Below are 24183 nucleotides of genomic sequence, written 5' to 3'. Positions count from 1 at the left end.
GGGCAAATGCGGGCTTCAGCCCACTGACGGTCTGGTGTAGTTAGTCCCTAGATTCAGCCAGTGCCCGCCACGAGCAGGCTCCCGACCCGGGAGAGACACGCATGACCCGTCAACTCGCCCCGCATCCGTCCGCCAAGCCCAAGCGGCCGCCAGGACCCGCAGCGAAAATTCCGCACCGGCGGTGGACCGCAAGGAACCGCCGGGACTTCTTTGTTTTCCTTGCCATGGCGCTGCCCAACCTGGTGCTGATCGCCGTCTTCACCTACCGTCCGCTGATCAGCAACATGTACTACTCCACGCTGGACTGGACGCTGGGTTCCCCCACCGCCACCGTCGTGGGCCTGGCCAACTACGCCACCTTCTTCACCAGCAATGACGCCCCCAAGGTCCTGGGGACCACCGCCGTGTTCACCGTGGTGACGGTGGGCGGATCCATGCTGCTGGGCCTGCTGGTGGCGGTGGCCCTGAACGGGAAGATCCGTGGCACCACGTTTGCCCGTTCGGCCGTGTTTGCGCCCTATGTGCTCTCCGGCGTGGGGGTGGGCCTGGTGTGGCTGTTCATCTTCGACCCCGGCTACGGCGTCCTCGCCTGGCTGCTGCGGGGCATCGGCCAGCAGAGCCCGCAATGGATCAACGACCCCCAGTTGTCGCTGGTCATGGTGATCCTGGTGTACGTCTGGAAGAACCTTGGCTATTGCGCCGTCGTATACCTTGCCGGGCTGCAGTCCCTGCCGAAGGACGTCATGGAAGCCGCGTCCCTCGACGGTGCGAACGGGTTCCGGCGTTTCCTGAGCATCTCGCTGCCGCTGCTGTCCCCCACCACGTTCTTCCTCCTCATCACCACCATGCTCAGCTCGCTGCAGGCCTTTGACCTCATCCGGATCATGACGCCGCTGGGCGCCGGCACCAGCACCCTGATCTACGAGGCCTACCTCCAGGCGTTCGGGGCGTACAACCGGGCGGGCTATTCAGCAGCCATTTCCGTCGTGCTGTTTGCCATCCTCCTGGTGATCACCGTGCTGCAGTTGCGCTTCGTGGAACGAAAGGTGCACTACTCGTGACATCCCTATCACCGGTCAACCCGGACCCGGCAGCCCCGGCGGTGTCGACGCCGGATCCGGCCCTGCGCCCCGACCGCCCCTTCTCGCGCCGAAACCTTGTCCAGACGATTGTTGGCGGCTACCTGCCGCTGCTCATTGCCACGCTGGTGGTGTTCCTGCCGCTGCTCTGGATGGTCCTCAGCTCCTTCAAGTCCTCCGGCGAGATTGTCACCACGGACCTGAAGATCCTCCCGGAGAGCCTGAACCTGGAGAACTACCGGACCGCCATGACCACCGTCCCGTTCGGACAGTTCTTCCTGAACAGCACCATCGTTACCCTGGCCGGGGCCACCATCAAGGTGCTGCTCGCAATCCTGACGGCGTACGCGCTGGTCTTTGTCCGCTTCCCGTTCCGGAACTTCATCTTCCTGTTGATCCTGGTGGCCCTCATGGTGCCGCCGCAGGTCTCCATCCTGCCCAACTTCATCCTGATCGCCGGGATCGGCGGAAAGAACACCCTGTGGGGCATCATCCTGCCCGGCCTCGGCACCGCGTTCGGCACCTTCCTGCTGCGCCAACACTTCCGGACCCTGCCCGCCTCCATCCTGGAATCGGCGGAAATGGACGGGGCCGGGCACTGGCGCCGGCTCTGGCAGATCGTGGTTCCGGTCTCGGTCCCCTCTATCGCCACGGTGGCGCTGGTGACCATCGTGACCGAATGGAACGACTACATCTGGCCACTGATCATCACGGACCGGCCGGAGACCATGACCCTCCCGGTCGGCCTGACGCTGTTGCAAAACAGTGAGAGCAACGCCGCCGGCTGGGGCGTGCTCATGGCCGGCGCCGTCCTGGTCATCGTGCCCATCCTGATCATCTTCGCGGCCCTGCAGCGTTACATCGTGGCAGGCCTCACCCAAGGCAGCGTGACCGGCTAAGCTGCCGGCCGCCGTCGAACTTCCACCTTCCACAAGGCAACAACCGAAAGGAACTCTCATGGCATTGCATCTGGACCGGAGGCATTTCCTGGGCCTGGCAGGGGCCACCGCCTCCGCTGCCGCCCTGGCAGCATGCGGCGGACCATCAACCACCGGCGGCGGCCAGGCCACGTCCCAAGCGGCCGACATCGACTTCAGCGGGGTGAAGCCTGCGGCCAAGATCGACTTCTGGTCCAGCCACCCTGGCCAGTCCCAGGACGTCGAAAAGAGCCTGATCGACAAATTCCACGCCCAGAACCCGGACATCACGGTCAACCTGGTCACGGCCGGAGCCAACTATGAGGAGATCGCCCAGAAATTCCAGACCGCGCAGGCGGCCAAGTCGGGCCTCCCCGGCGTTGTGGTCCTGTCCGACGTCTGGTGGTTCCGCTACTACACCAACGGCAGCATCATCCCCGTGGACAGCCTCACCAAGCAGCTGGACATGAAGATGGACGATTTCCAGAAGTCCTTGGTGGACGACTACAAATACGACGGCAAGCAGTGGGCCCTCCCCTATGGCCGCTCAACGCCCCTGTTCTACTACAACAAGGATCACTTCGCCGCCGCGGGCCTGCCGGACCGTGCCCCGAAGACCTGGGACGAATTCGGGGAATGGGCACCCAAGCTGAAGGCAAGCTCCGGCGCCCAGTACGCCTACATCTACCCGGCCCTGGCCGGCTATGCAGGGTGGACGCTGCAGAACATGCTGTGGGGCTGGGGCGGCGGCTGGTCCAACGAATGGGACATCACGTGCGACTCTGCCGACTCCGTGGCGGCGCTGCAGTGGGCCCAGGATTCGATCTACAAGGACAAGTGGGCAGGCGTCTCCTCCAAGGAAGCCGCTGACGATTTCTCGGCAGGCCTGACCTCCACCACGATTTCTTCCACGGGCTCGCTGCTGGGAATCCTGAAGTCCGCCAAGTTCAATGTGGGCGTAGGCTTCCTGCCGGGCGGCCCGAAGGCGCAGTCCAACGTATGCCCCACCGGCGGCGCCGGCCTTGGCATCCCGAGCGGGATCACCAAGGAGGAGCAGCTGGCCGCGGGTACGTTCCTGAAGTTCATCACGCAGCCGGAAAGCACCGCAGAGTTTTCTGCCGCCACCGGCTACATGCCCACCCGTAAGTCTGCCGACATGACGGCGGTCCTGGCCAAGACGCCGCAGATCAAGACGGCCATGGACCAGCTGGCCGTCACCAAGGTCCAGGACAACGCCCGGGTGTTCCTGCCGGGCGCAGACCAGGAGATGGCCAAGGCCGCCGCGAAAATCCTTACCCAGCAAGGCGACGTCAAGTCCTCCATGACGGACCTGAAGAGCACCCTGCAGGGGATCTACGACCGGGATGTGAAGCCGAAGCTGAAGGCTTAACGCTTTTCGACACGCGAAAGCCCTGGCGACCCCCGTTTATGGGTTCGCCAGGGCTTTTGCGTGTCGCTGAGGAAAACACGCGTCGTACCGCTCTTGGCGGTTTGGCCTAAGGGATGGGAACGGGTGTGACGCCCAGCGGCACCAGGTGCTCCGCGCCGCCGTCGGGGGCCGAAAGCACCCAGATGCCCTTCTCATGCACAGCAACCGAATGCTCCCACTGGCAGGACCGCTTGCCGTCGGTGGTGACCACGGTCCAGTCGTCCTCAAGAACCGCGGTGTCAATGCCGCCACGGACCAGCATGGGTTCGATGGCAAGGCACAGGCCTGGCTTGATCTTCGGTCCCCGGTGGTTGGTGCGGTAGTTCAGCACGTCCGGGGCCATGTGCATCTCGGAGCCAATGCCGTGGCCCACGTAGTCCTCCAGGATGCCCAAGGGCTTTCCCGGTACGGAGGAGACGTAATCGTCGATGGCGGCACCGATATCACCTACATGGCTTCCCGTGGCGAGGGCCACAATGCCACGCCACATCGCTGCCTCGGTGACGTCGGAGAGCCGCTGGTCTTCCGGATCCGCTGTGCCCACGATCACGGTCCGCGCCGAATCGGAGTGCCAGCCGTTGACGATTGCCCCGCCGTCGATGGAAATGATGTCACCGTCCTGCAGGACCCGGCTGCCCGGGATACCGTGGACCACTTCCTCGTTCACGGACGTGCAGATGGTGGCCGGGAAGCCGTGGTAGCCCAGGAAGTTGGATTTCGCGCCCGCTTCGTTGAGGACCGCTGCGAAGACGTCGTCCAGGTGCTTGGTGGTGACGCCAGGCACCGCGGCGGCGACGGCGGCATCCAGCGCGCGGCTGAGCACCAGTCCGGCTTCATGCATGGTGCGCATCTGGGCGTTGTTCTTGAATTCGATGCGGGGTTGGCCGAAGGCCATGATGTGTCCTTTCAAATGGCTGAGGCTCCTCCCGGATTCCGGGAGGAGCCTCGATAACCGTGGCGCCTTGGGTCAGGCTGCCTGTGCAGCCTTGATGGCCTGCATCACGCGGTTGGTTACTTCGTCGATGGGACCGATCCCGTCCACCTGGGTCAGGATGCCACGCTCGGCATACTTCGCCACCACGGCCTCCGTCTGCTCGTGGTAGAGGTCAAGGCGGTGGCGGATGACGGCTTCGTTGTCGTCGCTCCGGCCCGTTTCCTTGGCCCGGCCCAGGAGGCGGTGAACCAGTTCCTCGTCGTCGGCCGTCAGCTGCAGCACCACGTCGAGCTTCTCGTCGCCGTCGGCGAGGATCTCGTCAAGGTAGTCCACCTGCGCGGTGGTGCGCGGGTAGCCGTCCAGCAGGAAGCCGTTTTCGACGTCGGATTCGCCCAGGCGGTCGCGGACCATCTTGTTGGTCACGCTGTCCGGAACGAAGTCACCGTTGTCCATGTACTTCTTCGCCTCGATGCCGAGCGGGGTTTCGCCCTTCACGTTGGCACGGAAGATGTCGCCGGTGGAGATGGCCACAACGCCAAGGCGTTCTGAAATCCGCTCCGCCTGCGTTCCTTTTCCGGAACCGGGAGGTCCAATAATCAGCATTCTCGTCATCGCAAAAGCCCTTCGTAGTGACGTTGTTGTAGCTGCGCATCAATTTGCTTGACGGTCTCCAGGCCAACGCCCACCATGATCAGGATCGAGGTGCCACCGAACGGGAAGTTCTGGTTTGCGTTGATCAGTACCAGTGCCACCAGTGGAATCAGTGCCACGAAACCCAGGTAGAGGGCGCCGGGCAGGGTGATCCGCGAGAGCACGTACTGCAGGTAGTCCGCGGTCGGCCGGCCGGCGCGGATACCTGGAATGAAGCCGCCGTACTTCTTCATGTTGTCCGAGACTTCTTCAGGGTTGAAGGTAATCGCGACGTAGAAGTAGGTGAAGAACACGATCAGGAGGAAGTAAACCGCCATGTAGATCGGGTGGTCACCGCGGGTCAGGTTGTTGTTGATCCATTCAACCCACGGCTGGAGCTGCTCGCCGTTCCGGGGCTGGTTGAACTGTGCGATCAGCCCTGGAATGTAAAGCATGGAGGAAGCGAAGATCACCGGAATGACGCCGGCCATGTTCACTTTGATGGGAATGTAGGTGCTGGTGCCGCCCACGGTCCGGCGGCCGATCATCCGCTTGGCGTACTGGACCGGAATGCGCCGCTGGGACTGTTCCACGAAGACCACCAGGGCGACCGTGAGGAGGCCCACCACCAGGACGAGGAAGAAGGTCCCCGGTCCCTGGGAGGTCCAGATCGCACCGAGAGAGGTGGGGAACTGCGCTGCGATGGAGGTGAAGATCAGCAGCGACATGCCGTTGCCCACACCCTTTTCGGTGACGAGCTCGCCCATCCACATGATCAGGCCGGTGCCGGCCGTGAGGGTGATGATGATCAGGATGGTGGTGATGATGCTCGTGTCCGGGATCACCGGGAGCTGGCAGCCCGGCAGCAGCTGGCCGGAACGGGCCAGGGACACCAGGGTGGTGGCGTTGAGCAGGCCCAGGGCGATGGTGAGGTAGCGGGTGTACTGGGTCAGCTTGGACTGGCCCGATGCGCCCTCGTCGTAGAGCTGCTGGAACCGGGGAATGACCACCCGGAGCAGCTGGACGATGATGCTGGCCGTGATGTACGGCATGATGCCCAGGGCGAAGATAGACACCTGGAGCAACGCGCCGCCGCTGAAGAGGTTGACGAGCTGGTACAGCCCGCCGGCAGTCTGACCGTTATGCAAGCATTGCTGGACATTCTGGTAGTTCACACCTGGCGAGGGAATGAAAGCACCCAAGCGGAAGATGGTGATGATTCCCAGCGTGAACAACAACTTGCGTCGCAGATCAGGCGTGCGAAAGGCCCGGCCAAATGCGCTAAGCAAGCGTCCTCCTGTGGTGTCAATAAGAGTGGGGTTGCGGAACTTGATAAATCCCGACATCCGAGTCTAACGGTTGGATGCGCCATGCGAACAATCCATACCGGCCAGGGTGCGCCGGAAGGCAGGAAAAATTCGCCCGGCGGATATGGAAAACTCCCGGCATCCGGGGCCAAAGCCCGCGGATACCGGGAGTTCAACAGCTGGCGCAGTCCCTTTAGAGGGCGGTGGTGCTTCCGCCTGCTGCGGCAATCTTTTCTGCGGCGCTGGCCGAGAATGCGTGGGCGGTGACGTCAACCTTGACGGTGATGTCGCCGGTGCCCAGCACCTTGACGGGCTGGTTCTTGCGAACGGCGCCCTTTTCGACCAGGTTCTCCACGGTGACTGCGCCACCTTCCGGGAACAGCTCGTTGAGCTTGTCCAGGTTTACAACCTGGAACTCAACCCGGAACGGGTTCTTGAAGCCGCGCAGCTTCGGCAGGCGCATGTGCAGCGGCAGCTGGCCGCCGGCAAAGCCAGCCTTCACCTGGTAGCGGGCAGCCGTACCCTTGGTACCGCGGCCGGCGGTCTTACCCTTGGATGCCTCACCACGACCAACACGGGTCTTGGCGGTCTTGGCACCCGGAGCGGGACGCAGGTGGTGAACCTTCAGGGCGTTCTGCTTCTCAGCAGCCTGTGCCTTATCAGCAGTGTTCTCTGCCATTTACTTCGCCTCCTCTACCTTTACCAGGTGCGGAACCGTGTTGATCATCCCGACGGTCACGGCGTCGGCGGTGCGGACAACGGTGTGTCCGATCCGCTTCAGGCCGAGGGACCGCAGGGTGTCGCGCTGGTTCTGCTTGCCGCCAATGGCGGACTTGATCTGAGTGATCTCCAACTGAGCGTCGGAGGGGACCAGGTTCTTAGCCATGACTAGGCACCTGCCTTCGGGGCGAGAAGGGCCTTCACCAGTGCCTGGGGAGCAACCTCGTCCAGCGGCAGGCCGCGGCGTGCCGCCACGGATGCCGGCTCTTCGAGGCGCTTCAGGGCGTCAACGGTCGCGTGAACGATGTTGATGGCGTTGGAGGAACCGAGCGACTTGGAGAGGATGTCGTGGATACCCACGCACTCCAGTACTGCACGGACCGGACCACCGGCGATAACACCGGTACCGGCGGAGGCCGGACGCAGCATTACGACGCCGGCAGCGGCTTCACCCTGAACCCGGTGCGGGATGGTGCTGCCAACGCGGGGAACGCGGAAGAAGGACTTCTTGGCTTCTTCAACGCCCTTGGCGATAGCGGCGGGAACTTCCTTGGCCTTGCCGTAGCCGACGCCGACCATGCCGTTACCGTCACCAACGACCACCAGAGCGGTGAAGCTGAAGCGACGACCACCCTTGACGACCTTGGAAACGCGGTTGATGGTGACAACGCGCTCTACGAACTGGTTCTTTTCGGCTTCACGGCCACCGTCGCGGCCGCCACGGCCACCGCGGTCGCCGCGGCCCTGGCCACGGTCTCCACGCTCGCCGCGACGGGCGCCACCACGGCGGTCCTCGGCAGCGGGGGCAGTGGTCTCAGCAGCTGCGGCTTCGGGCGCCTTCTGATCTGCAGACACAGTGTCCTTTTCCTTGTTTGCTTCGGTCACAGTGACAGCCCACCTTCGCGTGCACCGTCGGCGACGGCGGCGATCCGGCCGTGGTACTTGTTACCACCACGGTCGAAAACGACAGCCTCGACACCGGCAGCCTTGGCACGTTCGGCAACGAGCTCGCCGACGCGCTTGGCCTTGGCAGTCTTGTCACCATCGAATGCACGAAGGTCGGCTTCCAGAGTGGACGCGCTTGCTACGGTCTGGCCAATGCTGTCGTCGACAACCTGGACAAATACGTGGCGTGCGGAGCGGTTGACCACCAAACGGGGGCGGGCAGCCGTACCGGCAATGCGCTTGCGGATACGAAGCTGGCGGCGGCTGCGTGCAGCTGCCTTGCTCTTGTTCGTACGCTTCTTGTTAATGGCGATGGCCATGGTTACTTACCAGCCTTTCCGACCTTGCGGCGGATGACTTCGCCGGCGTAACGGATGCCCTTGCCCTTGTAGGGGTCAGGCTTGCGCAGCTTGCGAATGTTGGCAGCAACTTCGCCGACCTGCTGCTTGTTGATGCCTGAGACAGAGAGCTTGGTCGGACCCTCTACTGCAAAGGTGATGCCGGCCGGAGCGGAAACGCTGACCGGGTGGCTGAAGCCGAGAGCGAACTCAAGGTCAGATCCCTTGGCCTGAACGCGGTAACCGGTACCGACAATTTCAAGCTTTTTCTCGTAGCCTGCGGTGACGCCCTGGATCATGTTGGCGATCAGGGTGCGGGTCAGGCCGTGGAGTGAACGGGAGGCGCGCTCATCGTTCGGGCGGGTAACGGTCAGGGTGTTCTCGTCCAGGGCAACCTCGATGGGGCTGGCCACAGTGTGGCTAAGCTCCCCCTTGGAACCCTTGACGCTGACGACAGAGCCGTCAACCTTGACCTCAACGCCGGCAGGAACGGTGATGGGGAGACGTCCAATACGTGACATTATTCTCTTCCTTTCCCGTTACCAGACGTACGCGAGGACTTCGCCGCCCACGCCCTTCTTGCCGGCCTGCTTGTCAGTCAGGAGGCCGGAAGAGGTGGACAGGATTGCGATACCCAGGCCACCGAGCACGTGCGGGAGGTTGGTGGACTTCGCGTAAACGCGGAGACCCGGCTTGGAGATCCGGCGTACACCGGCGATGGAACGCTCGCGGTTCGGACCGAACTTGAGTTCGAGGGTCAGCTTCTTGCCAACCTCTGCGTCCTCTTCCTTCCAGCCGGCGATGAAACCTTCGGCCTTGAGGATGTCGGCAACGCGTGCCTTGAGCTTGCTGTACGGCATAGTCACGGAGTCGTGGTACGCCGAGTTTGCGTTACGCAGGCGCGTAAGCATATCTGCGACAGGATCTGTCATTGTCATGTGGGCTCATGCCCTTCCTCATAACGGTTTCCGCCGTTCCGTCCCCTGGGGAGCGGAGCAGCCGGACCTTTTACGTAGTTAATTAAGCTTCGGTTTTGAACGGGAAACCAAGCGCCTTGAGCAGCGCACGGCCTTCGTCGTCGGTCTTCGCAGTGGTGACAACCGTGATGTCCATACCGCGGACGCGGTCGATCTTGTCCTGGTCGATTTCGTGGAACATAACCTGCTCGGTCAGACCGAAGGTGTAGTTGCCATTGCCATCGAACTGCTTGCCACTGAGGCCGCGGAAGTCGCGGATACGGGGCAGGGCCAGGCTGACCAGGCGGTCCACGAATTCCCACATGCGGTCGCCACGCAGGGTTGCGTGCGCACCGATGGGCATGCCTTCGCGCAGCTTGAACTGTGCGATCGACTTGCGGGCCTTGGTAACCTGCGGCTTCTGGCCGGTGATCTGGGTGAGGTCGCGGACAGCGCCGTCGATCAGCTTGGAGTCCTTGGCGGCATCTCCAACACCCATGTTCACAACAACCTTCACCAAGCGGGGTACCTGGTTCACGTTCGAGTACTTGAATTCATCCTGCAGCGCAGCCTTGATGGATTCGGCGTACTTGGTCTTCAGACGAGGAACGATCTTCGTTGCCGGGGTCTCGATAGTCTCGGTCATTAGATGTCCTTCCCGGTGCTCTTGGACACGCGGATGCGGACGGTCTTCTTGACGCCGTTCTTCTCCACAGTGTCGAGGCGGAAGCCCACGCGGGTCGGCTTCTTGGTCGACGGGTCAACCAGGGCCACGTTGGAAACGTGAATCGGGGCCTCTACAACCTCGATGCCGCCGGTCTTGGTGCCGCGCTGCGACTGTCCAACCCGAGTGTGCTTGGTGACGCGGTTAACGCCCTCAACCAGCACGCGGTTGGTGTCGGTGAAAACGCGCAGAACCTTGCCCTGCTTGCCACGGTCGCCGCCGCGCTCAGCCTTGGCGCCAGTGATGACCTGAACCAGGTCACCCTTCTTGATCTTTGCAGCCATGGACTAGAGCACCTCCGGAGCCAGAGAAACGATCTTCATGAACTTCTTGTCACGCAGTTCACGACCAACCGGTCCGAAGATACGGGTACCGCGGGGGTCACCGTCGTTCTTCAGGATCACAGCTGCGTTCTCGTCAAACTTGATGTAGGAACCATCCGCACGGCGGCGTTCCTTCTTGGTACGGACGATGACGGCCTTGACCACATCGCCCTTCTTTACGTTGCCGCCCGGGATTGCATCCTTGACGGTGGCGACGATGACGTCGCCGATGCCTGCGTAGCGACGGCCGGATCCACCGAGAACGCGAATGGTAAGGATTTCCTTAGCACCCGTGTTGTCGGCGACCTTCAGTCGCGACTCCTGCTGAATCACTATTTACTCCTTGCGTCGCGCCGGTTCTCAGGCCGTGGTCTTGCTACGGAATGAGCCTTGCGGAACGGTTGATCGGGGTGTCTCTTGACCTGCCTGGATTTTGCCAGACCAGGCCTAAACGCCCGTGCCAGAAGCAGTTGCTCCCACCCGGTCCGGGACGGATCCCGGGCGCACAGGGGCACTATGCTGTGGCACGCTTGTTTACGAGGTTGATGACGGCGCACAGAAGGCGCCATACAAACTCAATATCCTAGCACGTTTTCCGCCAGTCCCCATATCACCCCTCGCCTCCGCACCGCAAGACGGACGACGGCGTAACGCACGGCAGCCTTTCGGCCCGCCAAGGGTGCCACTCCCCCACCGGCCCAGGCGCCGGCGTCGTCCGCGGCGTCCGAAGGGTGCCCGGCGTGACACTGCCGGCCGCTTAACGAGGAAGCCCCCGCTCCCGGAAGGGAGCAGGGGCAACAGCGAAGCAGCAGGTGCTACTTGGCCTTCTCGAGGATTTCCACGAGCCGCCAGTTCTTGGTGGCGGACAGCGGACGGGTCTCGGCGATGACAACGAGGTCGCCGATACCGGCGGTGTTCTCTTCGTCGTGTGCCTTGACCTTGGAGGTACGGCGGATAACCTTGCCGTACAGGGCGTGCTTTACGCGGTCCTCAACCTCGACAACGATGGTCTTTTCCATCTTGTCGGAGACCACGTAGCCGCGACGCGTCTTGCGGTAACCGCGCTCCCCAGCCTTGGCGGCGGTAGCAGTTTCCGTCACGTTCTCGTCCTTTTCACTCACTTGGCATCCTCCTCGGTCTCAACCGTTTCAGCCTTTTCGGCCTTCTTGGTTGCAGCCTTCTTGGACTTCTTTTCTTCCTTGGCTTCCACAACCGGTGCGGCAACCTCGGCACGAATGCCCAGTTCGCGTTCGCGGAGAACGGTGTAGATGCGGGCAATGTCCTTCTTTACTGCACGCAGGCGACCGTGGTTCTCCAGCTGTCCGGTGGCGGACTGGAAGCGCAGGTTGAACAGCTCTTCCTTGGCCTTGCGGAGTTCTTCAACGAGACGCTCGTTGTCGAAACCGTCCAGCTGTGCGGGAGCCAGATCCTTGGATCCTACTGCCATTTCTACTCACCACCTTCGCGACGCACAATGCGTGCCTTCAACGGCAGCTTGTGGATTGCCAGGCGCAGGGCCTCGCGAGCTACCTCTTCATTGACACCGGAGAGTTCGAACAGAACCCGGCCCGGCTTGACGTTGGCGACCCACCATTCCGGTGAACCCTTACCGGAACCCATGCGGGTTTCGGCAGGCTTCTTGGTCAGGGGACGGTCCGGGTAGATGTTGATCCAGACCTTACCGCCACGCTTGATGTGGCGGGTCATCGCGATACGGGCAGATTCGATCTGGCGGTTGGTGACGTATGCCGGGCTCAGAGCCTGGATACCCCACTCACCGAACGAGACCTCGGTGCCGCCCGTGGCAGCGCCGGAACGACCCGGGTGGTGCTGCTTACGGTGCTTGACTCGACGTGGGATAAGCATTTAAGCCTGTCCTCCTTCTGCTGCTGCAGGTGCAGCTTCAGCTGCCGGAGCTTCAGCAGCAGAAGCTGCGTCAGCGGCCGGGCGGTCGTTGCGACGGCGGCGGTCACCGCGGTCGGCGCCACCCGGACGGCCGGGACGGTCGCCACGGTTGCCGCGGGACGGTGCCGAGGCAGCCTGGGCGGCCAGTTCCTTGGCAGTGACGTCGCCCTTGTAGATCCAGACCTTCACACCGATGCGGCCGAAGGTGGTCTTGGCTTCGTAGAAGCCGTAGTCGATGTTCGCGCGGAGGGTGTGCAGGGGCACACGGCCTTCGCGGTAGAACTCCGAGCGGGACATTTCAGCGCCACCGAGGCGGCCCGAGCAGGCGATACGGATGCCCTTGGCACCTGCACGCTGTGCGGACTGCATGGCCTTCTTCATTGCACGGCGGAATGCCACGCGGGAAGTCAGCTGCTCTGCAACGCCCTGGGCCACCAGCTGGGCTTCCATCTCGGGGTTCTTGACCTCGAGGATGTTCAGCTGGACCTGCTTGCCGGTGAGCTTTTCGAGCTCGCCGCGGATGCGGTCTGCTTCTGCTCCACGGCGGCCGATGACGATGCCGGGACGGGCCGTGTGGATATCCACGCGGACACGGTCACGGGTGCGCTCGATCTCAACCTTGGCGATACCGGCGCGCTCCATGCCCGTGGACATGAGCTGGCGGATACGGATGTCTTCGCGAACGAAGTCCTTGTACCGCTGGCCGGCCTTGGTGCTGTCAGCGAACCAGTGCGATACGTGATCGGTGGTGATGCCGAGTCGGAACCCGTGCGGGTTTACTTTCTGTCCCACTTAGCGAGCCTCCTCTTTCTCCGGGGTAGCGACTACCACGGTGATGTGGCTGGTGCGCTTCTTGATCTGAAATGCACGACCCTGGGCACGCGGCTGGAACCGCTTCATGGTCGGGCCTTCATCAACAAACGCTTCGCTGATGATGAGGTCACCTTCGTCAAACGCCACGCCGTCGCGGTCCGCGAGGACCCGGGCGTTGGAGATTGCCGACTGAACTACCTTGAATACCGGCTCCGAAGCTGCCTGGGGGCAAACTTCAGAATTGCCAGAGCCTCATTCGCTTGCAATCCACGAACAAGGTTGACGACGCGCCGGGCCTTCATAGGCGTTACGCGGATGTGGCGCGCAATTGCCTTGGCTTCCATTGCTTTCCTTCTCTCGTCTTTGACGTAAACGCAGGCGCCTAGCGGCGCTTGCCCTTACGGTCGTCCTTGACATGGCCGCGGAATGTCCGCGTGGGAGCGAATTCGCCGAGCTTGTGCCCGACCATCGACTCAGTGACAAACACCGGGATGTGCTTGCGTCCGTCGTGTACGGCGATCGTGTGCCCGAGCATGTCGGGGATGATCATCGAACGGCGGGACCAGGTCTTGATGACGTTCTTGGTGCCCTTTTCGTTTTCCCTGGCGACCTTCACAAAGAGGTGCTGGTCAACGAAAGGACCTTTTTTCAGGCTGCGTGGCATGTGTCCAGGCTCCTATCGCTTGTTCTTGCCAGTACGACGGCGACGCACAATAAGCTTGTCGCTCTCTTTGTTCGGGCGGCGGGTGCGGCCTTCACGCTTACCGTTCGGGTTGACGGGGTTACGTCCACCGGACGTCTTACCCTCACCACCACCGTGCGGGTGGTCGACCGGGTTCATGGCGACACCACGGACGGTCGGGCGGACGCCCTTCCACCGCATACGGCCGGCCTTGCCCCAGTTGATGTTCGACTGCTCGGCGTTGCCGACCTCGCCGACGGTTGCGCGGCAGCGCACGTCAACGTTGCGGATTTCGCCGGAAGGCAGGCGCAGCTGGGCGAAACGGCCTTCTTTGGCAACGAGCTGGATGGATGCACCGGCGGAGCGGCCCATCTTGGCGCCGCCGCCCGGGCGCAGTTCAACTGCGTGGATGACGGTACCCACCGGGATGTTGAGCAGGGGCAGGTTGTTACCGGGCTTGATGTCAGCACCGGCACCTGCCTCCACAACGTCACCCTGGGAGAGCTTGTTGGGGGCGATGATGTAACGCTTGGTGCCATCAACGTAGTGCAGGAGGGCGATGCGAGCCGTGCGGTTCGGATCGTACTCGATTTCGGCAACGCGGGCGTTGACGCCGTCCTTGTCGTGGCGACGGAAGTCGATCAGACGGTACTGGCGCTTGTGTCCACCACCCTTGTGGCGGGTGGTGATCTTACCGGTGTTGTTACGGCCGCCCTTCTTGGGCAGCGGACGTACCAACGACTTTTCCGGCGTCGACCGCGTGATTTCGATAAAGTCCGCTACGCTCGAGCCACGACGGCCCGGGGTAGTCGGCTTGTACTTACGGATTCCCATAATTTATTTCCTCGTTAAAGTGGTCTCCGCTACGCGAGCGGACCGCCGAAGATGTCGATGGTGCCTTCTTTGAGGGTGACAATCGCACGCTTGGTGTTCTTGCGGGTACCCCATCCGAATTTGGTGCGCTTGCGCTTACCGGCACGGTTGATGGTGTTGATCGATTCGACCTTGACGGAGAAGATCTTCTCCACGGCCAGCTTGATCTCGGTCTTGTTCGAACGGGGGTCCACCAAGAAGGTGTACTTGCCCTCGTCGATCAGGCCGTAGCTCTTTTCCGACACGACAGGTGCAAGCACGACGTCGCGGGGATCCTTGATGGTGGCTGCACTCACTTGGCATCCTCCTCGTTCTTAGCTGCCTTGGCGGCTACGAATGCTTCGTAGGCTGCCTTGGTGAAGACAACGTCATCGGAGACGAGAACGTCGTAGGTGTTCAGCTGGTCTGCGTACAGAACGTGAACGCCGGCGAGGTTGCGCACGGACAGTGCGGCAACGTCGTTGTCGCGCTCGATGACGACCAGCAGGTTCTTGCGGTCGGAAACACCGCGGAGCGTTGCCAGTGCGGTCTTGGCGGAGGGCTTGGTGCCTTCAACCAGTTCAGGGACAACGTGGATGCGTCCGTTGCGGGCCCGGTCGGAGAGTGCGCCGCGCAGTGCAGCAGCAATCATCTTCTTGGGGGTCCGCTGGCTGTAGTCACGCGGGGTGGGACCGTGGACAACGCCACCGCCGGTCATGTGGGGAGCACGGATGGAACCCTGACGGGCGCGGCCGGTGCCCTTCTGCTTGAACGGCTTGCGTCCTGCACCGGAAACTTCAGCGCGGGTCTTGGTCTTGTGGGTTCCCTGGCGGGCAGCAGCGAGCTGGGCAACGACAACCTGGTGCAGCAGCGGCACGTTGGTCTGAACGTCGAAGATCTCTGCAGGCAGGTCGACCTGGACAGTGTTAGCCATTGAACTAGGCTCCCTTCACGGCGGTACGTACGAGGACGACCTGGCCGCGGGCACCGGGAACGGCACCCTTGATCAGGAGCAGCGACTTCTCGACGTCAACCGCGTGAACGGTGAGGTTCAGCGTGGTGTGACGAACGGCGCCCATGCGGCCGGCCATTTTCATGCCCTTGAAGACGCGGCTCGGGGTGGATGCGCCACCGATTGAACCGGGCTTACGGTGGTTCTTGTGGGCACCGTGGGAAGCTCCAACGCCGTGGAAGCCGTGACGCTTCATAACACCGGCGAAGCCCTTACCCTTGGTGGTGCCGATGACGTCGATCTTCTGGCCGGCTTCGAAGACCTCTACGGAGAAGCTCCTGGCCCGCTCGTACTCGGCAGCATCTGCGGTACGAAGTTCGACGACGTGGCGGCGAGGCGTGACGCCTGCCTTTTCAAAGTGACCAGCCAGCGGCTTGGTGACCTTGCGGGGATCGATCTGGCCGTAGCCGATCTGGACGGCGACGTAGCCATCGGCCTCAGCGTTGCGCAGCTGGGTGATGACGTTCGAATCTGCCTGGACCACAGTGACGGGGATGAGTTTGTTGTTCTCGTCCCAGACCTGGGTCATGCCGAGCTTCGTGCCCAGCAGGCCCTTTACGTTACGGGTTGCGGTCATAGTTTCTCAGCACCTCCCTACAGCTTGATTTCGATGTTCACGTCAGCCGGCAGGTCGAGACGCATGAGCGAGTCGACGGCCTTCGGCGTGGGATCGATGATGTCGATAAGACGCTTGTGCGTGCGCATTTCAAAGTGCTCGCGGCTGTCCTTGTACTTGTGCGGAGAGCGGATCACGCAGTACACGTTCTTCTCCGTCGGCAGCGGCACGGGGCCGACTACCGTTGCGCCTGCGCGCGTGACCGTCTCAACGATCTTCCGTGCTGAAACGTCAATGACCTCGTGGTCGTATGACTTCAGCCGGATGCGGATTTTTTGTCCCGCCATGTCGCCTGACTCTCTTTCAGTCTGTGCTTCCCCGGTTTAGGGCTGCCCTGTTCACTTACCTGTTGTATGGCTGCCGAAGCATTTGAGGTCGTAACCACCATCCGCCGCACAAACTGAATCCGGATAAATCCGGGTTCCTCACCTTGCCGGCGTAACCGACCCCCGCGGTCGGGCGTGTCGCGCTGGGCGCGCATGTGAATCCGCAGTTCCATGGGGGTGGGTTATGTTTGGTCTTCAGCTTGGACCCTGCACCCGGCATTATCCGGATCGGGACGCGAAGAAGCGCTTGAACAACTCATCTAGTATGCCGGAAAACCCTGCCAGATGCGAATCGCCGCTTTTCAGCCCCGGGAACGGCCATTGCCGTGGACCGGAAGCCACTGGATGATAGGGGCATGACCATGGAAGGCACGGAATCGGTGACCGAACTGGCCGGGCGGGTGCCGCCGTCGTTCACCCTGGGTGTTGCGGCTGCGGCGTTCCAGATCGAAGGCTCCCTCAAGGCGGATGGCCGGGGACCCTCCGGGTGGGACGCCTTCGCCGAAAAGCCCGGGGCAATCCTGGACGGCCACTCCCCCGCTGTCGCCTGCGACCACTACAACAGGTTGCCCGAAGATGTGGCGCTGCTCAAGGAGCTCGGCGTTGGCTCGTACCGCTTTTCGCTCTCCTGGCCCCGCATCCAGCCCGATGGCCAAGGCAGCTTCAACGCCCAGGGACTGGATTTCTATGACCGGCTGATCGACGAACTCCTCGAGGCCGGCATCTCCCCCATGGCCACTCTCTACCACTGGGACACTCCTTTGCCGCTCGAGCACCGGGGCGGCTGGCTGAACCGGGACACGGCGCATCGCTTTGCCGAGTACGCCAGGGCGGCCGGCGAGCGGTTCGGGGACCGGGTGCCGCAGTGGGTCACCCTCAATGAGCCCGTATCGGTGACCCTGAACGGCTATGCCTTGGGGGTGCATGCCCCTGGACGCCGCCTGATGTTCGATGCCCTGCCCGCCATCCACAACCAGCTCCTGGCGCACGGGCTGGGGGTCCAGGCGCTGCGGGCCGCCGGAGTTGTTGGCGGCATCGGTCTGACGAACCTGCACTCACCGGTCAGGCCCGCGTCCCGGAAGATCGGTGACCGGATGGTCGCCCACCTGTACGACCTGCTGATGAACCGGCTGTATGCCGACCCCGTCCTGCTGGGCCGCTACCCGTCCCTGCCGTTGTATGCCAGGCCGTGGCTGCGTTCCATCGGCAGGATCTCCGACGCAGACCTGAAGACCATCCACCAGCCGCTGGATTTCTATGGGCTCAACTACTATTTCCCGGTCAAGGTGGCGCTGGGGCCCGGCATCACGCCCCTGCCGGCGGACATGCACCAGGAACTGGCGAAGCTTCCCTTCCACGAAGTGGGGTATCCGGAGTACGGCAGCACCGGTTTCGGCTGGCCGGTGGCGCCACACCACCTGGGGATCCTGCTGCAGGAAATGCGGGACCGTTACGGTGATGCCCTGCCCCCGGTGTACATCACCGAAGGCGGGGCCAGCTTCCCCGAGCCCGACCGCGTATCCCAGACTTTGGACGACGCCGACCGGGTGGACTACTTGGCAACCCACCTGGGAACTGCACTGGAGGCCACGGCGCCCGGCGGTGTTGCCGAAGGCGTGGACCTGCGCGGCTACTACGTGTGGACCCTGATGGACAACTTCGAGTGGGCCGCCGGCTACTCGCAGCGCTTCGGCCTGGTGCATGTGGACTTCGAGACCCTTGAACGGACCCCCAAAAAGTCCTTCTACTGGTACCAGGCCCTCTCCCGGGCCCGGGCACGCCGGGACAGCTAGCGCACGGCCGCCGGCGCCGGCTCAGGCATGTCCGGACACCGTGAGGACAATCAGGACACAGTTCAGTCCGACGATCAGCGCCGCACTGGTCCAACCGGCAATCCGCAGCGGCCGGGAATCCACATGGATGCCCATCACCTCACGGCTGCCGGTGAGCCGGATCAGGGGGATCAGCGCGAACGGAATCCCGAAGCTGAGGAGCACCTGGCTCAAGACGAGGGCGAGCGTCGGCTCTATCCCGGCACCCAGGACCACCAGGGCCGGGATCAAGGTGATGATCCGCCGGACCAGGAGGGGCACCCTCATCTTCAGGAGGCCGCCCATGATCGTGGCTCCGGCGTAGCAGCCCACCGAGGTGGATGCCAGGCCGGAGGCCAGCAGGCCTACGGCAAAGACGACGCCGATCACCGGCCCGAGCGCCGACGTCACGGCGGCATGCGCCCCGGCAATGGTGTCGGTTCCTTCCACGCCGCGAAGGCTGGTGGCGGCCAGCAGCAGCATGGCGATATTGACGATTCCGGCAAGGAGCAGGGCACCGGCGACGTCAACGCGCGTTGCCCGGATGAGCCTGGACCGGACCCCGGGATCAGGCGAGAAGCCATGGCGGTCCCGCGCCAGGGCAGAGTGCAAGTAGATCGCGTGCGGCATGACCGTTGCCCCGAGCATGCTGGCGGCCAGCAGAACCGTATCTGTCCCCTCGAACCGCGGGACTAGGCCGGCCAGCGCACCGCCCGCGTCAGGTGGGCTGACAAACAGGCCCGAGACGAACCCCACCGCAATCACTCCCAGGAGCACCAGGATGGCGATCTCGAAGGACTTCTGGCTGCGGTGCGATTGAAGGGTCAGCAACAGCATGGAGGCAACACCGATGATGAATCCACCGGCCAGCAGGGGTACTCCGAAAAGGAGGTTCAGCGCCACCGCGCCACCGATCACTTCGGCCATGTCCGTAGCCCCGGCCACAAGCTCTGCCTGGGCCCAGTAGGCGCGGCGGCGCCGCGTACCCAGCCGCTCGCCCAGGATTTCCGGCAGGCTCATGCCGGTGGCGAGGCCAAGCTTCGCGGATTGGTACTGGATCAGCACCGCCATGGCGTTGGCGGCCACGAGGACCCACACAAGCAGGTACCCGAAGTTGGCCCCGGCCGTCAGGTTGGCGGCGACATTACCCGGGTCCACGTACGCGATGGCCGCTACGAAGGCAGGTCCGAGCAGCAGGAGCCGGGACCAGGCCTTGGGGGCGGCAGGTCCGGCCGTCAGTGTGGGAGCAGCCATCACGTGTCCTCGTCGTTGCGGGCATCTATGAGACGAGGATAGCGCGAATTTAGGTATACCGAAAAGTAGGACTACGGTATGCCAGCGAACCTGCGCGGCACGGTACTACTGGTTCTTGTTGGACCTGTTGATCCGTTTGGCGCGATCGATCTCGTGCCGGAAATACTTTTTAGCCCAGAACGCCCCGGCAACGACGGCAACCGCGATGAGCAGGAAAATAAGCCACCCCATGATGGACTCCTTTCAGTGCTGAAACAGTATCAGGGCGCGTTCCCGGCCTTGTCCTGACCAGCCGTGCCACGGTTGAGGCGCCAGACCGCAAAAGCAATAAGGCCGGCGGCCACCACGGTCAGGAGTGCAAACGTGTACTGCCGCATCGCCCAAAGGACGCAGACGGCAATCCCCGCCGCGCCCCACCTGACAAAGAGCCTGTCACCAAGGACCAGCCCGGCGACCAAAAGCACGGCGAGCCATACCAGTACCCACAACTGCTGCGAGGATTCGCCTCCGAACACTGTGCCCGCCCCTGACAGGCTGAGCAGCCCGGCAGCGGCACACGCATAGCGCCGGCCGATGGTGGGACTGCCCGCCAGATATCGCAGGCCGGCCAGCACGGCCGCCGACAGCATGTACCACTGCGCCACCCAGAAGGAGTCCGCGTGGGAAACGGCAGGCCAGGGCAGGAGTCCCCGGGCCGCGCTGAACTCGAATAGGGCGGCCCGCTGGACTGCAGCCACGATCGCGATGCCGGCCAGCTCCGCCGCGGGCCTGCGCATGCGGGGTGTCGCTTCGACGACGGCAACAGCGGCGGCGGCAACGAGGACCCCAACACCGGCCCAGGAAGTTCCATCACGGCAGAGGCCCGCAAGGGCTGCCAGGAGAAGGCCGGCGAAGGCGCCGCCGGCCAGGGACCAGCGCCTGAACGGGTCATCCGCCAGCGCCGCGGACCGTGCCCGGCGCACGGCATAAAGCCCCGCTGCCGCGACGCCCGGGCCGGCCAGCCAATGCAGGTAGCTCGCCCACTCCCCCGGGCCATTGCCCCCGGATTCTCCCAGCCACGCGGAAGCCAGCATGAAGGCTCCGCCGAGCACAGCAACTGCAGCCGGCGCATAGAGGAGCGGCCTCGCTTCCACATGGGAAGCCGTCAGCAGGACCGCGGCAACGGCCAGCACGGCAGCGCCCGGAACCCAGTCGGACGTTCGGGGCGACACGGCCAACGCCGCAACAGTGAATGTTCCTGCAGCGGCGAGCCACAATCGGCGCTCCGGGTCCGTAGAGGCACTGCGCCGCCGCCACTCCGGACCGGCGGCGGCGGCCGCAAGGCCCAGGAGCAGAAGAACGACGGCTGTCCCGGTGAAGCTGAGGGCAGCCACGTCCCCGAAGGCAACCACCGGGCTGAGGGACAATACGCCCAAGAGCAGCCCGTAAACGCCGAAGTACAGCGCACCCCGGGCAACGAACAGCCTGCGGGCTGCGGCGGCCGACGCCACCAGCAGCCCCAGCTCCAGAAGCAATACCCAACGGCGGGAGCCGTCCATCCCGATCCCGCCGCCCGGCAGCGGAGCACCAAAGTACGCGCCAAGCCGCAACGCGCCCTGCTGCACGGCGTATGCCAGGGGCAGCAGGGCCTGGCCTGCAAGGGTGATCCACACGGCAGCCTGCTGGAAGGGCACGGCAGCGAGCCGGAAACGCATCAACCAGCGAATGACATGCTGTGCGGCTAGGACGAACGCAAACGTTACGGATACAGCAGTGGGTGAGGCCGTCACGTCGCCGCTGAGCACCAAGGCAAGGGCGGCAGTGAGGACGCGCGCGGCAACGAAATACCACCCTTTGCTCCGGGGCCGGGGCACCGCTGCCACCATGACGGCCGCAAACACTGCGAAGACACCCAGCAGAACCTCTACCACCCGGGCATTTCCGAGCGACAGGCCCGCGAGGGCCAGGAAGGACAGAGGGACAAGGACCATAGCGGCCGGCTCTGTCCGCATTACGTAGGCAGCCAAGGCGGCGGAAACTGCAGCTCCGGACACGGCGGCAAGATGCTGCCAGCTCCCGGAGGCCTGGAACGCCAGGACGGCACAGGCGGCCAGCTGCAGCACGATGACACCGGCAGCATCGAAGAATACGCCAGAGGGGGCCCGCCGCAGGATCTTCCCGGCCAAAGGCAGGGACAGCTGGGCAAAGAGGGCGGCAACGAGAACGGCGGCCGGATGCAGCGCCTCCCCGCCGATAACAAGGCTGCCGGTACTGTGCTGCAACTGCGAGAACGCCGTCAACACCAGAACGGTTCCTGTTGCCCGGGCTGCCCACCAATAAGCCCACCGGTGCTCCAGCGCCGGGAGCCTGGGCGCGGACGCCACAAAGTATGCCAGCAGCAGCAAGAGGACCAGGTTGCCGGCCCCCTCCGTGACCCTGTCAAACGCGAACGCCGCAAGCATCGCGGCCACCACGGGCGCCAGGACCTCCCCGGTGCCGGGCCGCCAGTTGCGCCAATCCGCAGGTTTGCCGGTCAGCAACACGCCGGTCACGAGTGCAGCAGCGAGCTGGATCAGCACGGCCGCCCACACCAGCCCCTGGGACCCGGGGCCCGCAAGTGACGAGAGGCCGGCGATGCTTCCAAGCCCGAGAAGCGTGAAGCCCACCAGGCTCACGGCGGGCGCCATGGGGCTCATTCCGAAACGCTGCATCGCCGCAGAGAGAAGTTGCTGCACGGCAGCCGCGATCAGCCACGTGAACCATATGGCCCGGTCCTGCCCGTCGCCGTCGGTCACGGCTGCTGCCAGCGCGGGAGCCAGTACCGTGCAGGCCAGGCGTGCGTTGAGCACCATGCGGTGCCGCAGCGCCCCGTCCGCTGCGTAGGCCCTGGCTGCCCAAAAGCCGGTGGCCAGGGCGAGCAGCAGCGCAAACACGCCCTCACCGAGGTGATGGCTGACGACGGCTGCCAGCAACAGTGCCGGCACCGGGGCGGTCTCGGCGCGGCCTCGCAGCCTGGCAGCCAGCGCGAAGCCCGTCACAAGGCTCAGGAAAACTGGAAGCCACAGTGGCACAGGACTTGCAGATGTTTGAGTCGGTGGGAAGAAGCCCGCGACGACGACGGCCAGCGCATAGCCGGCCGTGGCCGCGAACTGGATGCCAAACGTGACGAACGCGTCACGCCGCCAACGTGCCGGAGCCGCCAGCGGTCCGGCGTCGACCGTCCGTTGGTGCCCGCCGGACGCTCCTGCTGCCCGCGTGATCCAGCCGTCAAGGCGTGCGCCCATGTATGCCACTGCCACTGACTGGGCGCCGACCACGACGGCAAGGGTGAACAGGGCGACCGTCCCGCGACCTGAGACGTGCCAGATCCCGACGGCGGCCGCGATTGTCAGAGCGACCCTTGCGGCCCTGAGGTAGGCCAGCCGCAGACCGGCCATGGCCACTGCAAACACGGCGAAGTATGCCCCGCAGGCGCCGAGGACGAGCGCATACTCTGCCTTGGTCAATCCCGGGCCAGCGGGCAGGAACGGCGATAACGTGGCCGCAGCCCCGACACCTGGCACCACATAGGGGTGCAGTGCGGCAAGCGGCCCGGCGAAGATCAACGGCAGCCATGACGGGCGCAGATGCGACAACAGCGTGAAGGCCACGGCCACACTGATCATGGCCGCGAAGTACCAAACGAGTGCTCCTCCGAGGACAGCAACCCCCGACCACGCACTCGACACCACGAACGTCAGAGACAGGTAGGTCAGGACTTTACTTTCCAGCCTGATGGCGGCCGCCACATAGGCGGCGGTCCCCACTAGGGACGTCAGCAAGCAGGTGGCGGGCCCGTCATGCCAGGCAAAGTTGTACAGTGCCAGGCCCGTAACCGGCACCAGTGCCAGCCCGGTGCCGGTAAAGGCAACGGCGGCGGGCCTTAGCCGGGCCACCTTTGCATGCAACGCGAACCCGAGGCAGTAGAACATTGCGGTGACGGCTCCAACACCGGCGAAGCGCAGCATCGGTGGCAGACTGCTCCCAACGAAGAGTGCCGCAGCCGCCACCAGGAGCAGGCTGGCAACGTAGAGCGTGATGTTGATGTTCTGCCGGTCCCGGCGTTCCCGGCGCGCCTGGCGCTCGGCCGGCGTGCCGGCGCGCGGCACCGCGCGGGCGGCCGCTGGCATTGGCGCGGCGGGCCGCGGCGGTACCGCCCGTCCGGGGCCGGAGACGATTCCCAACCGGTCGGCGTCGGCCTGCCGGGTCAGTGCGGAGGATGCCGGTGCGGGCTGCCCGAAAGCGGCTGCCGCGGCGAGCGTTCCGGCAACTGGCGGAAGCACAGGAGGAGCCGCGTCCACAGAGACCCGCGCCGGGTTCACTTCCTGCGCCGCGGGTTGGTCCGCACTGGCCGGACGCCGCATTTGGTCTACTTGAGCCATGGCGTCCAGCCACCCCTGCAGATGACCGGCGCGGTACCCTGCGGCATACGACTCGTCCCTCATGTCGGGCCTTCTTCCATAAGACAACGGTCCCCATTTATTTATCCAACGACTGGATAAATGGTAGCAAAAGAAAACCCCGCTGCACTGGGCAGCGGGGTTTCCTGTGGATTACCGAATCAAGGATTCGGATGGTCCGTGATCAGCAGA

Annotated in this window: 29 protein-coding genes and 1 pseudogene; 4 read left to right on the top strand and 26 right to left on the bottom strand. The window is 63.9% G+C overall.

What is annotated here, in order from left to right:
* Window positions 1-101 precede the first annotated feature (101 nt).
* From ACX5I6_RS10995 to ACX5I6_RS10985, 3 genes are read left to right on the top strand one after another with little or no spacing between them, the layout of a single operon-like run.
* Window positions 102-1061, top strand: coding sequence for a carbohydrate ABC transporter permease (locus ACX5I6_RS10995; protein WP_208294349.1), 960 nt, complete (start codon window positions 102-104; stop codon window positions 1059-1061).
* On the top strand, window positions 1058-1978 hold the full coding sequence (locus ACX5I6_RS10990) for a carbohydrate ABC transporter permease (protein ID WP_018760439.1): 921 nt from the start codon (window positions 1058-1060) through the stop codon (window positions 1976-1978). Before ACX5I6_RS10995 ends, ACX5I6_RS10990 begins: the two co-directional genes overlap by 4 nt.
* 58 nt (window positions 1979-2036) lie before the next feature.
* A complete protein-coding gene (locus ACX5I6_RS10985) occupies window positions 2037-3386 on the top strand; it encodes an ABC transporter substrate-binding protein (RefSeq protein WP_461840491.1) in 1350 nt (449 codons plus the stop codon).
* 106 nt (window positions 3387-3492) lie between these two features.
* On the opposite strand, the gene map is transcribed toward ACX5I6_RS10985, so the two are convergent.
* The 23 genes and pseudogenes from map to rpsJ all read right to left on the bottom strand — a co-directional run bounded on the left by map (window position 3493) and on the right by rpsJ (window position 16469).
* On the bottom strand, window positions 3493-4320 hold the full coding sequence (gene map, locus ACX5I6_RS10980; protein ID WP_461840490.1) for a type I methionyl aminopeptidase: 828 nt from the start codon (window positions 4318-4320) through the stop codon (window positions 3493-3495).
* Window positions 4321-4392: 72 nt separating this feature from the next.
* The gene (locus ACX5I6_RS10975; protein ID WP_018760442.1) at window positions 4393-4962 is read right to left on the bottom strand and encodes an adenylate kinase; all 570 of its coding nucleotides are present in this window, start codon (window positions 4960-4962) and stop codon (window positions 4393-4395) included.
* 5 nt (window positions 4963-4967) lie between these two features.
* Complete coding sequence (secY, locus tag ACX5I6_RS10970) at window positions 4968-6278, bottom strand: preprotein translocase subunit SecY (RefSeq protein ID WP_461840489.1); 1311 nt, start codon at window positions 6276-6278, stop codon at window positions 4968-4970.
* A gap of 211 nt (window positions 6279-6489) precedes the next feature.
* A complete protein-coding gene (gene rplO, locus ACX5I6_RS10965) occupies window positions 6490-6975 on the bottom strand; it encodes a 50S ribosomal protein L15 (RefSeq protein ID WP_013601817.1) in 486 nt (161 codons plus the stop codon).
* Window positions 6976-7182: a 50S ribosomal protein L30 gene (gene rpmD / locus ACX5I6_RS10960; RefSeq protein WP_018760444.1), complete on the bottom strand. Its 207-nt coding sequence runs from the start codon at window positions 7180-7182 to the stop codon at window positions 6976-6978.
* A gap of 2 nt (window positions 7183-7184) precedes the next feature.
* Window positions 7185-7901: a 30S ribosomal protein S5 gene (rpsE, locus tag ACX5I6_RS10955; protein WP_018760445.1), complete on the bottom strand. Its 717-nt coding sequence runs from the start codon at window positions 7899-7901 to the stop codon at window positions 7185-7187.
* Window positions 7898-8281: a 50S ribosomal protein L18 gene (gene rplR, locus ACX5I6_RS10950; RefSeq protein ID WP_018760446.1), complete on the bottom strand. Its 384-nt coding sequence runs from the start codon at window positions 8279-8281 to the stop codon at window positions 7898-7900. Before rplR ends, rpsE begins: the two co-directional genes overlap by 4 nt.
* A gap of 2 nt (window positions 8282-8283) precedes the next feature.
* Window positions 8284-8820 carry a 50S ribosomal protein L6 gene (gene rplF, locus ACX5I6_RS10945; RefSeq protein WP_018760447.1) on the bottom strand — a complete coding sequence of 179 codons (537 nt, stop codon included), beginning with the start codon at window positions 8818-8820 and terminating at the stop codon, window positions 8284-8286.
* An 18-nt stretch (window positions 8821-8838) separates the two neighbouring features.
* Window positions 8839-9237, bottom strand: coding sequence for a 30S ribosomal protein S8 (gene rpsH, locus ACX5I6_RS10940; RefSeq protein WP_018760448.1), 399 nt, complete (start codon window positions 9235-9237; stop codon window positions 8839-8841).
* 82 nt (window positions 9238-9319) lie between these two features.
* Window positions 9320-9901 carry a 50S ribosomal protein L5 gene (gene rplE / locus ACX5I6_RS10935; protein WP_018760449.1) on the bottom strand — a complete coding sequence of 194 codons (582 nt, stop codon included), beginning with the start codon at window positions 9899-9901 and terminating at the stop codon, window positions 9320-9322.
* Window positions 9901-10263, bottom strand: a complete 363-nt coding sequence (gene rplX, locus ACX5I6_RS10930; protein ID WP_018760450.1) for a 50S ribosomal protein L24 — start codon at window positions 10261-10263, stop codon at window positions 9901-9903. Before rplX ends, rplE begins: the two co-directional genes overlap by 1 nt.
* Window positions 10264-10266: 3 nt before the next feature.
* Window positions 10267-10635: a 50S ribosomal protein L14 gene (gene rplN, locus ACX5I6_RS10925; protein WP_003803789.1), complete on the bottom strand. Its 369-nt coding sequence runs from the start codon at window positions 10633-10635 to the stop codon at window positions 10267-10269.
* Between the two features lie 482 nt (window positions 10636-11117).
* Entirely contained in the window at window positions 11118-11423 is a 306-nt protein-coding gene (gene rpsQ, locus ACX5I6_RS10920) for a 30S ribosomal protein S17 (protein ID WP_018760451.1), read from the bottom strand.
* The gene (gene rpmC / locus ACX5I6_RS10915) at window positions 11420-11749 is read right to left on the bottom strand and encodes a 50S ribosomal protein L29 (protein ID WP_018760452.1); all 330 of its coding nucleotides are present in this window, start codon (window positions 11747-11749) and stop codon (window positions 11420-11422) included. The genes rpsQ and rpmC overlap by 4 nt, the downstream gene beginning before the upstream one ends.
* A gap of 2 nt (window positions 11750-11751) precedes the next feature.
* Window positions 11752-12168: a 50S ribosomal protein L16 gene (rplP, locus tag ACX5I6_RS10910; RefSeq protein WP_015937848.1), complete on the bottom strand. Its 417-nt coding sequence runs from the start codon at window positions 12166-12168 to the stop codon at window positions 11752-11754.
* Window positions 12169-12999, bottom strand: a complete 831-nt coding sequence (gene rpsC / locus ACX5I6_RS10905; RefSeq protein WP_461840488.1) for a 30S ribosomal protein S3 — start codon at window positions 12997-12999, stop codon at window positions 12169-12171.
* Window positions 13000-13364, bottom strand: a pseudogene (rplV, locus tag ACX5I6_RS10900) (50S ribosomal protein L22).
* 38 nt (window positions 13365-13402) lie between these two features.
* Entirely contained in the window at window positions 13403-13684 is a 282-nt protein-coding gene (rpsS, locus tag ACX5I6_RS10895; RefSeq protein WP_003803803.1) for a 30S ribosomal protein S19, read from the bottom strand.
* 12 nt (window positions 13685-13696) lie between these two features.
* Window positions 13697-14536 (bottom strand): 50S ribosomal protein L2, encoded by an 840-nt coding sequence (gene rplB, locus ACX5I6_RS10890; RefSeq protein ID WP_026264302.1) that lies wholly within the window; start codon window positions 14534-14536, stop codon window positions 13697-13699.
* Between the two features lie 29 nt (window positions 14537-14565).
* Entirely contained in the window at window positions 14566-14871 is a 306-nt protein-coding gene (rplW, locus tag ACX5I6_RS10885; RefSeq protein ID WP_011692807.1) for a 50S ribosomal protein L23, read from the bottom strand.
* A complete protein-coding gene (gene rplD / locus ACX5I6_RS10880; protein ID WP_461840487.1) occupies window positions 14868-15488 on the bottom strand; it encodes a 50S ribosomal protein L4 in 621 nt (206 codons plus the stop codon). Before rplD ends, rplW begins: the two co-directional genes overlap by 4 nt.
* Window positions 15489-15492: 4 nt before the next feature.
* Window positions 15493-16143 carry a 50S ribosomal protein L3 gene (gene rplC / locus ACX5I6_RS10875; protein WP_461840486.1) on the bottom strand — a complete coding sequence of 217 codons (651 nt, stop codon included), beginning with the start codon at window positions 16141-16143 and terminating at the stop codon, window positions 15493-15495.
* A 17-nt stretch (window positions 16144-16160) separates the two neighbouring features.
* Window positions 16161-16469 (bottom strand): 30S ribosomal protein S10, encoded by a 309-nt coding sequence (gene rpsJ / locus ACX5I6_RS10870; protein WP_003803825.1) that lies wholly within the window; start codon window positions 16467-16469, stop codon window positions 16161-16163.
* A gap of 395 nt (window positions 16470-16864) precedes the next feature.
* Here rpsJ and ACX5I6_RS10865 point away from each other — a divergent pair, with 395 nt between their 5' ends.
* Window positions 16865-18301 (top strand): GH1 family beta-glucosidase, encoded by a 1437-nt coding sequence (locus ACX5I6_RS10865; RefSeq protein ID WP_461840485.1) that lies wholly within the window; start codon window positions 16865-16867, stop codon window positions 18299-18301.
* 21 nt (window positions 18302-18322) lie between these two features.
* Here ACX5I6_RS10865 and ACX5I6_RS10860 read toward each other — a convergent pair whose 3' ends face one another.
* The 3 genes from ACX5I6_RS10860 to ACX5I6_RS10850 all read right to left on the bottom strand — a co-directional run bounded on the left by ACX5I6_RS10860 (window position 18323) and on the right by ACX5I6_RS10850 (window position 24036).
* A complete protein-coding gene (locus ACX5I6_RS10860; RefSeq protein WP_461840484.1) occupies window positions 18323-19573 on the bottom strand; it encodes an Nramp family divalent metal transporter in 1251 nt (416 codons plus the stop codon).
* A gap of 105 nt (window positions 19574-19678) precedes the next feature.
* Window positions 19679-19804: a hypothetical protein gene (locus ACX5I6_RS10855; protein WP_461840483.1), complete on the bottom strand. Its 126-nt coding sequence runs from the start codon at window positions 19802-19804 to the stop codon at window positions 19679-19681.
* Window positions 19805-19833: 29 nt separating this feature from the next.
* Window positions 19834-24036, bottom strand: coding sequence for a hypothetical protein (locus ACX5I6_RS10850; RefSeq protein WP_461840482.1), 4203 nt, complete (start codon window positions 24034-24036; stop codon window positions 19834-19836).
* Window positions 24037-24183: the final 147 nt, after the last annotated feature.

The organism is Arthrobacter sp. MMS24-T111 (assembly GCF_054888995.1).
The sequence above is the reverse complement of the archived record's forward strand: the minus strand, read 5'-3'. Positions and strand labels throughout refer to the sequence as shown.

Excerpts from the sequence above, each read along its gene's own strand:
- ACX5I6_RS10995 (WP_208294349.1), top strand. The coding sequence starts at position 102 with ATGACCCGTCAACTCGCCCCGCATCCGTCCGCCAAGCCCAAGCGGCCG.
- ACX5I6_RS10985 (WP_461840491.1), top strand. The coding sequence starts at position 2,037 with ATGGCATTGCATCTGGACCGGAGGCATTTCCTGGGCCTGGCAGGGGCC.
- map (WP_461840490.1), bottom strand. The coding sequence starts at position 4,320 with ATGGCCTTCGGCCAACCCCGCATCGAATTCAAGAACAACGCCCAGATG.
- ACX5I6_RS10975 (WP_018760442.1), bottom strand. The coding sequence starts at position 4,962 with ATGCTGATTATTGGACCTCCCGGTTCCGGAAAAGGAACGCAGGCGGAG.
- rplO (WP_013601817.1), bottom strand. The coding sequence starts at position 6,975 with ATGGCAGAGAACACTGCTGATAAGGCACAGGCTGCTGAGAAGCAGAAC.
- rpmD (WP_018760444.1), bottom strand. The coding sequence starts at position 7,182 with ATGGCTAAGAACCTGGTCCCCTCCGACGCTCAGTTGGAGATCACTCAG.
- rplR (WP_018760446.1), bottom strand. The coding sequence starts at position 8,281 with ATGGCCATCGCCATTAACAAGAAGCGTACGAACAAGAGCAAGGCAGCT.
- rplF (WP_018760447.1), bottom strand. The coding sequence starts at position 8,820 with ATGTCACGTATTGGACGTCTCCCCATCACCGTTCCTGCCGGCGTTGAG.
- rpsH (WP_018760448.1), bottom strand. The coding sequence starts at position 9,237 with ATGACAATGACAGATCCTGTCGCAGATATGCTTACGCGCCTGCGTAAC.
- rplE (WP_018760449.1), bottom strand. The coding sequence starts at position 9,901 with ATGACCGAGACTATCGAGACCCCGGCAACGAAGATCGTTCCTCGTCTG.
- rplX (WP_018760450.1), bottom strand. The coding sequence starts at position 10,263 with ATGGCTGCAAAGATCAAGAAGGGTGACCTGGTTCAGGTCATCACTGGC.
- rpmC (WP_018760452.1), bottom strand. The coding sequence starts at position 11,749 with ATGGCAGTAGGATCCAAGGATCTGGCTCCCGCACAGCTGGACGGTTTC.
- rplP (WP_015937848.1), bottom strand. The coding sequence starts at position 12,168 with ATGCTTATCCCACGTCGAGTCAAGCACCGTAAGCAGCACCACCCGGGT.
- rpsS (WP_003803803.1), bottom strand. The coding sequence starts at position 13,684 with ATGCCACGCAGCCTGAAAAAAGGTCCTTTCGTTGACCAGCACCTCTTT.
- rplB (WP_026264302.1), bottom strand. The coding sequence starts at position 14,536 with ATGGGAATCCGTAAGTACAAGCCGACTACCCCGGGCCGTCGTGGCTCG.
- rplD (WP_461840487.1), bottom strand. The coding sequence starts at position 15,488 with ATGGCTAACACTGTCCAGGTCGACCTGCCTGCAGAGATCTTCGACGTT.
- rplC (WP_461840486.1), bottom strand. The coding sequence starts at position 16,143 with ATGACCGCAACCCGTAACGTAAAGGGCCTGCTGGGCACGAAGCTCGGC.
- rpsJ (WP_003803825.1), bottom strand. The coding sequence starts at position 16,469 with ATGGCGGGACAAAAAATCCGCATCCGGCTGAAGTCATACGACCACGAG.
- ACX5I6_RS10865 (WP_461840485.1), top strand. The coding sequence starts at position 16,865 with ATGACCATGGAAGGCACGGAATCGGTGACCGAACTGGCCGGGCGGGTG.
- ACX5I6_RS10860 (WP_461840484.1), bottom strand. The coding sequence starts at position 19,573 with ATGGCTGCTCCCACACTGACGGCCGGACCTGCCGCCCCCAAGGCCTGG.
- ACX5I6_RS10855 (WP_461840483.1), bottom strand. The coding sequence starts at position 19,804 with ATGGGGTGGCTTATTTTCCTGCTCATCGCGGTTGCCGTCGTTGCCGGG.
- ACX5I6_RS10850 (WP_461840482.1), bottom strand. The coding sequence starts at position 24,036 with ATGAGGGACGAGTCGTATGCCGCAGGGTACCGCGCCGGTCATCTGCAG.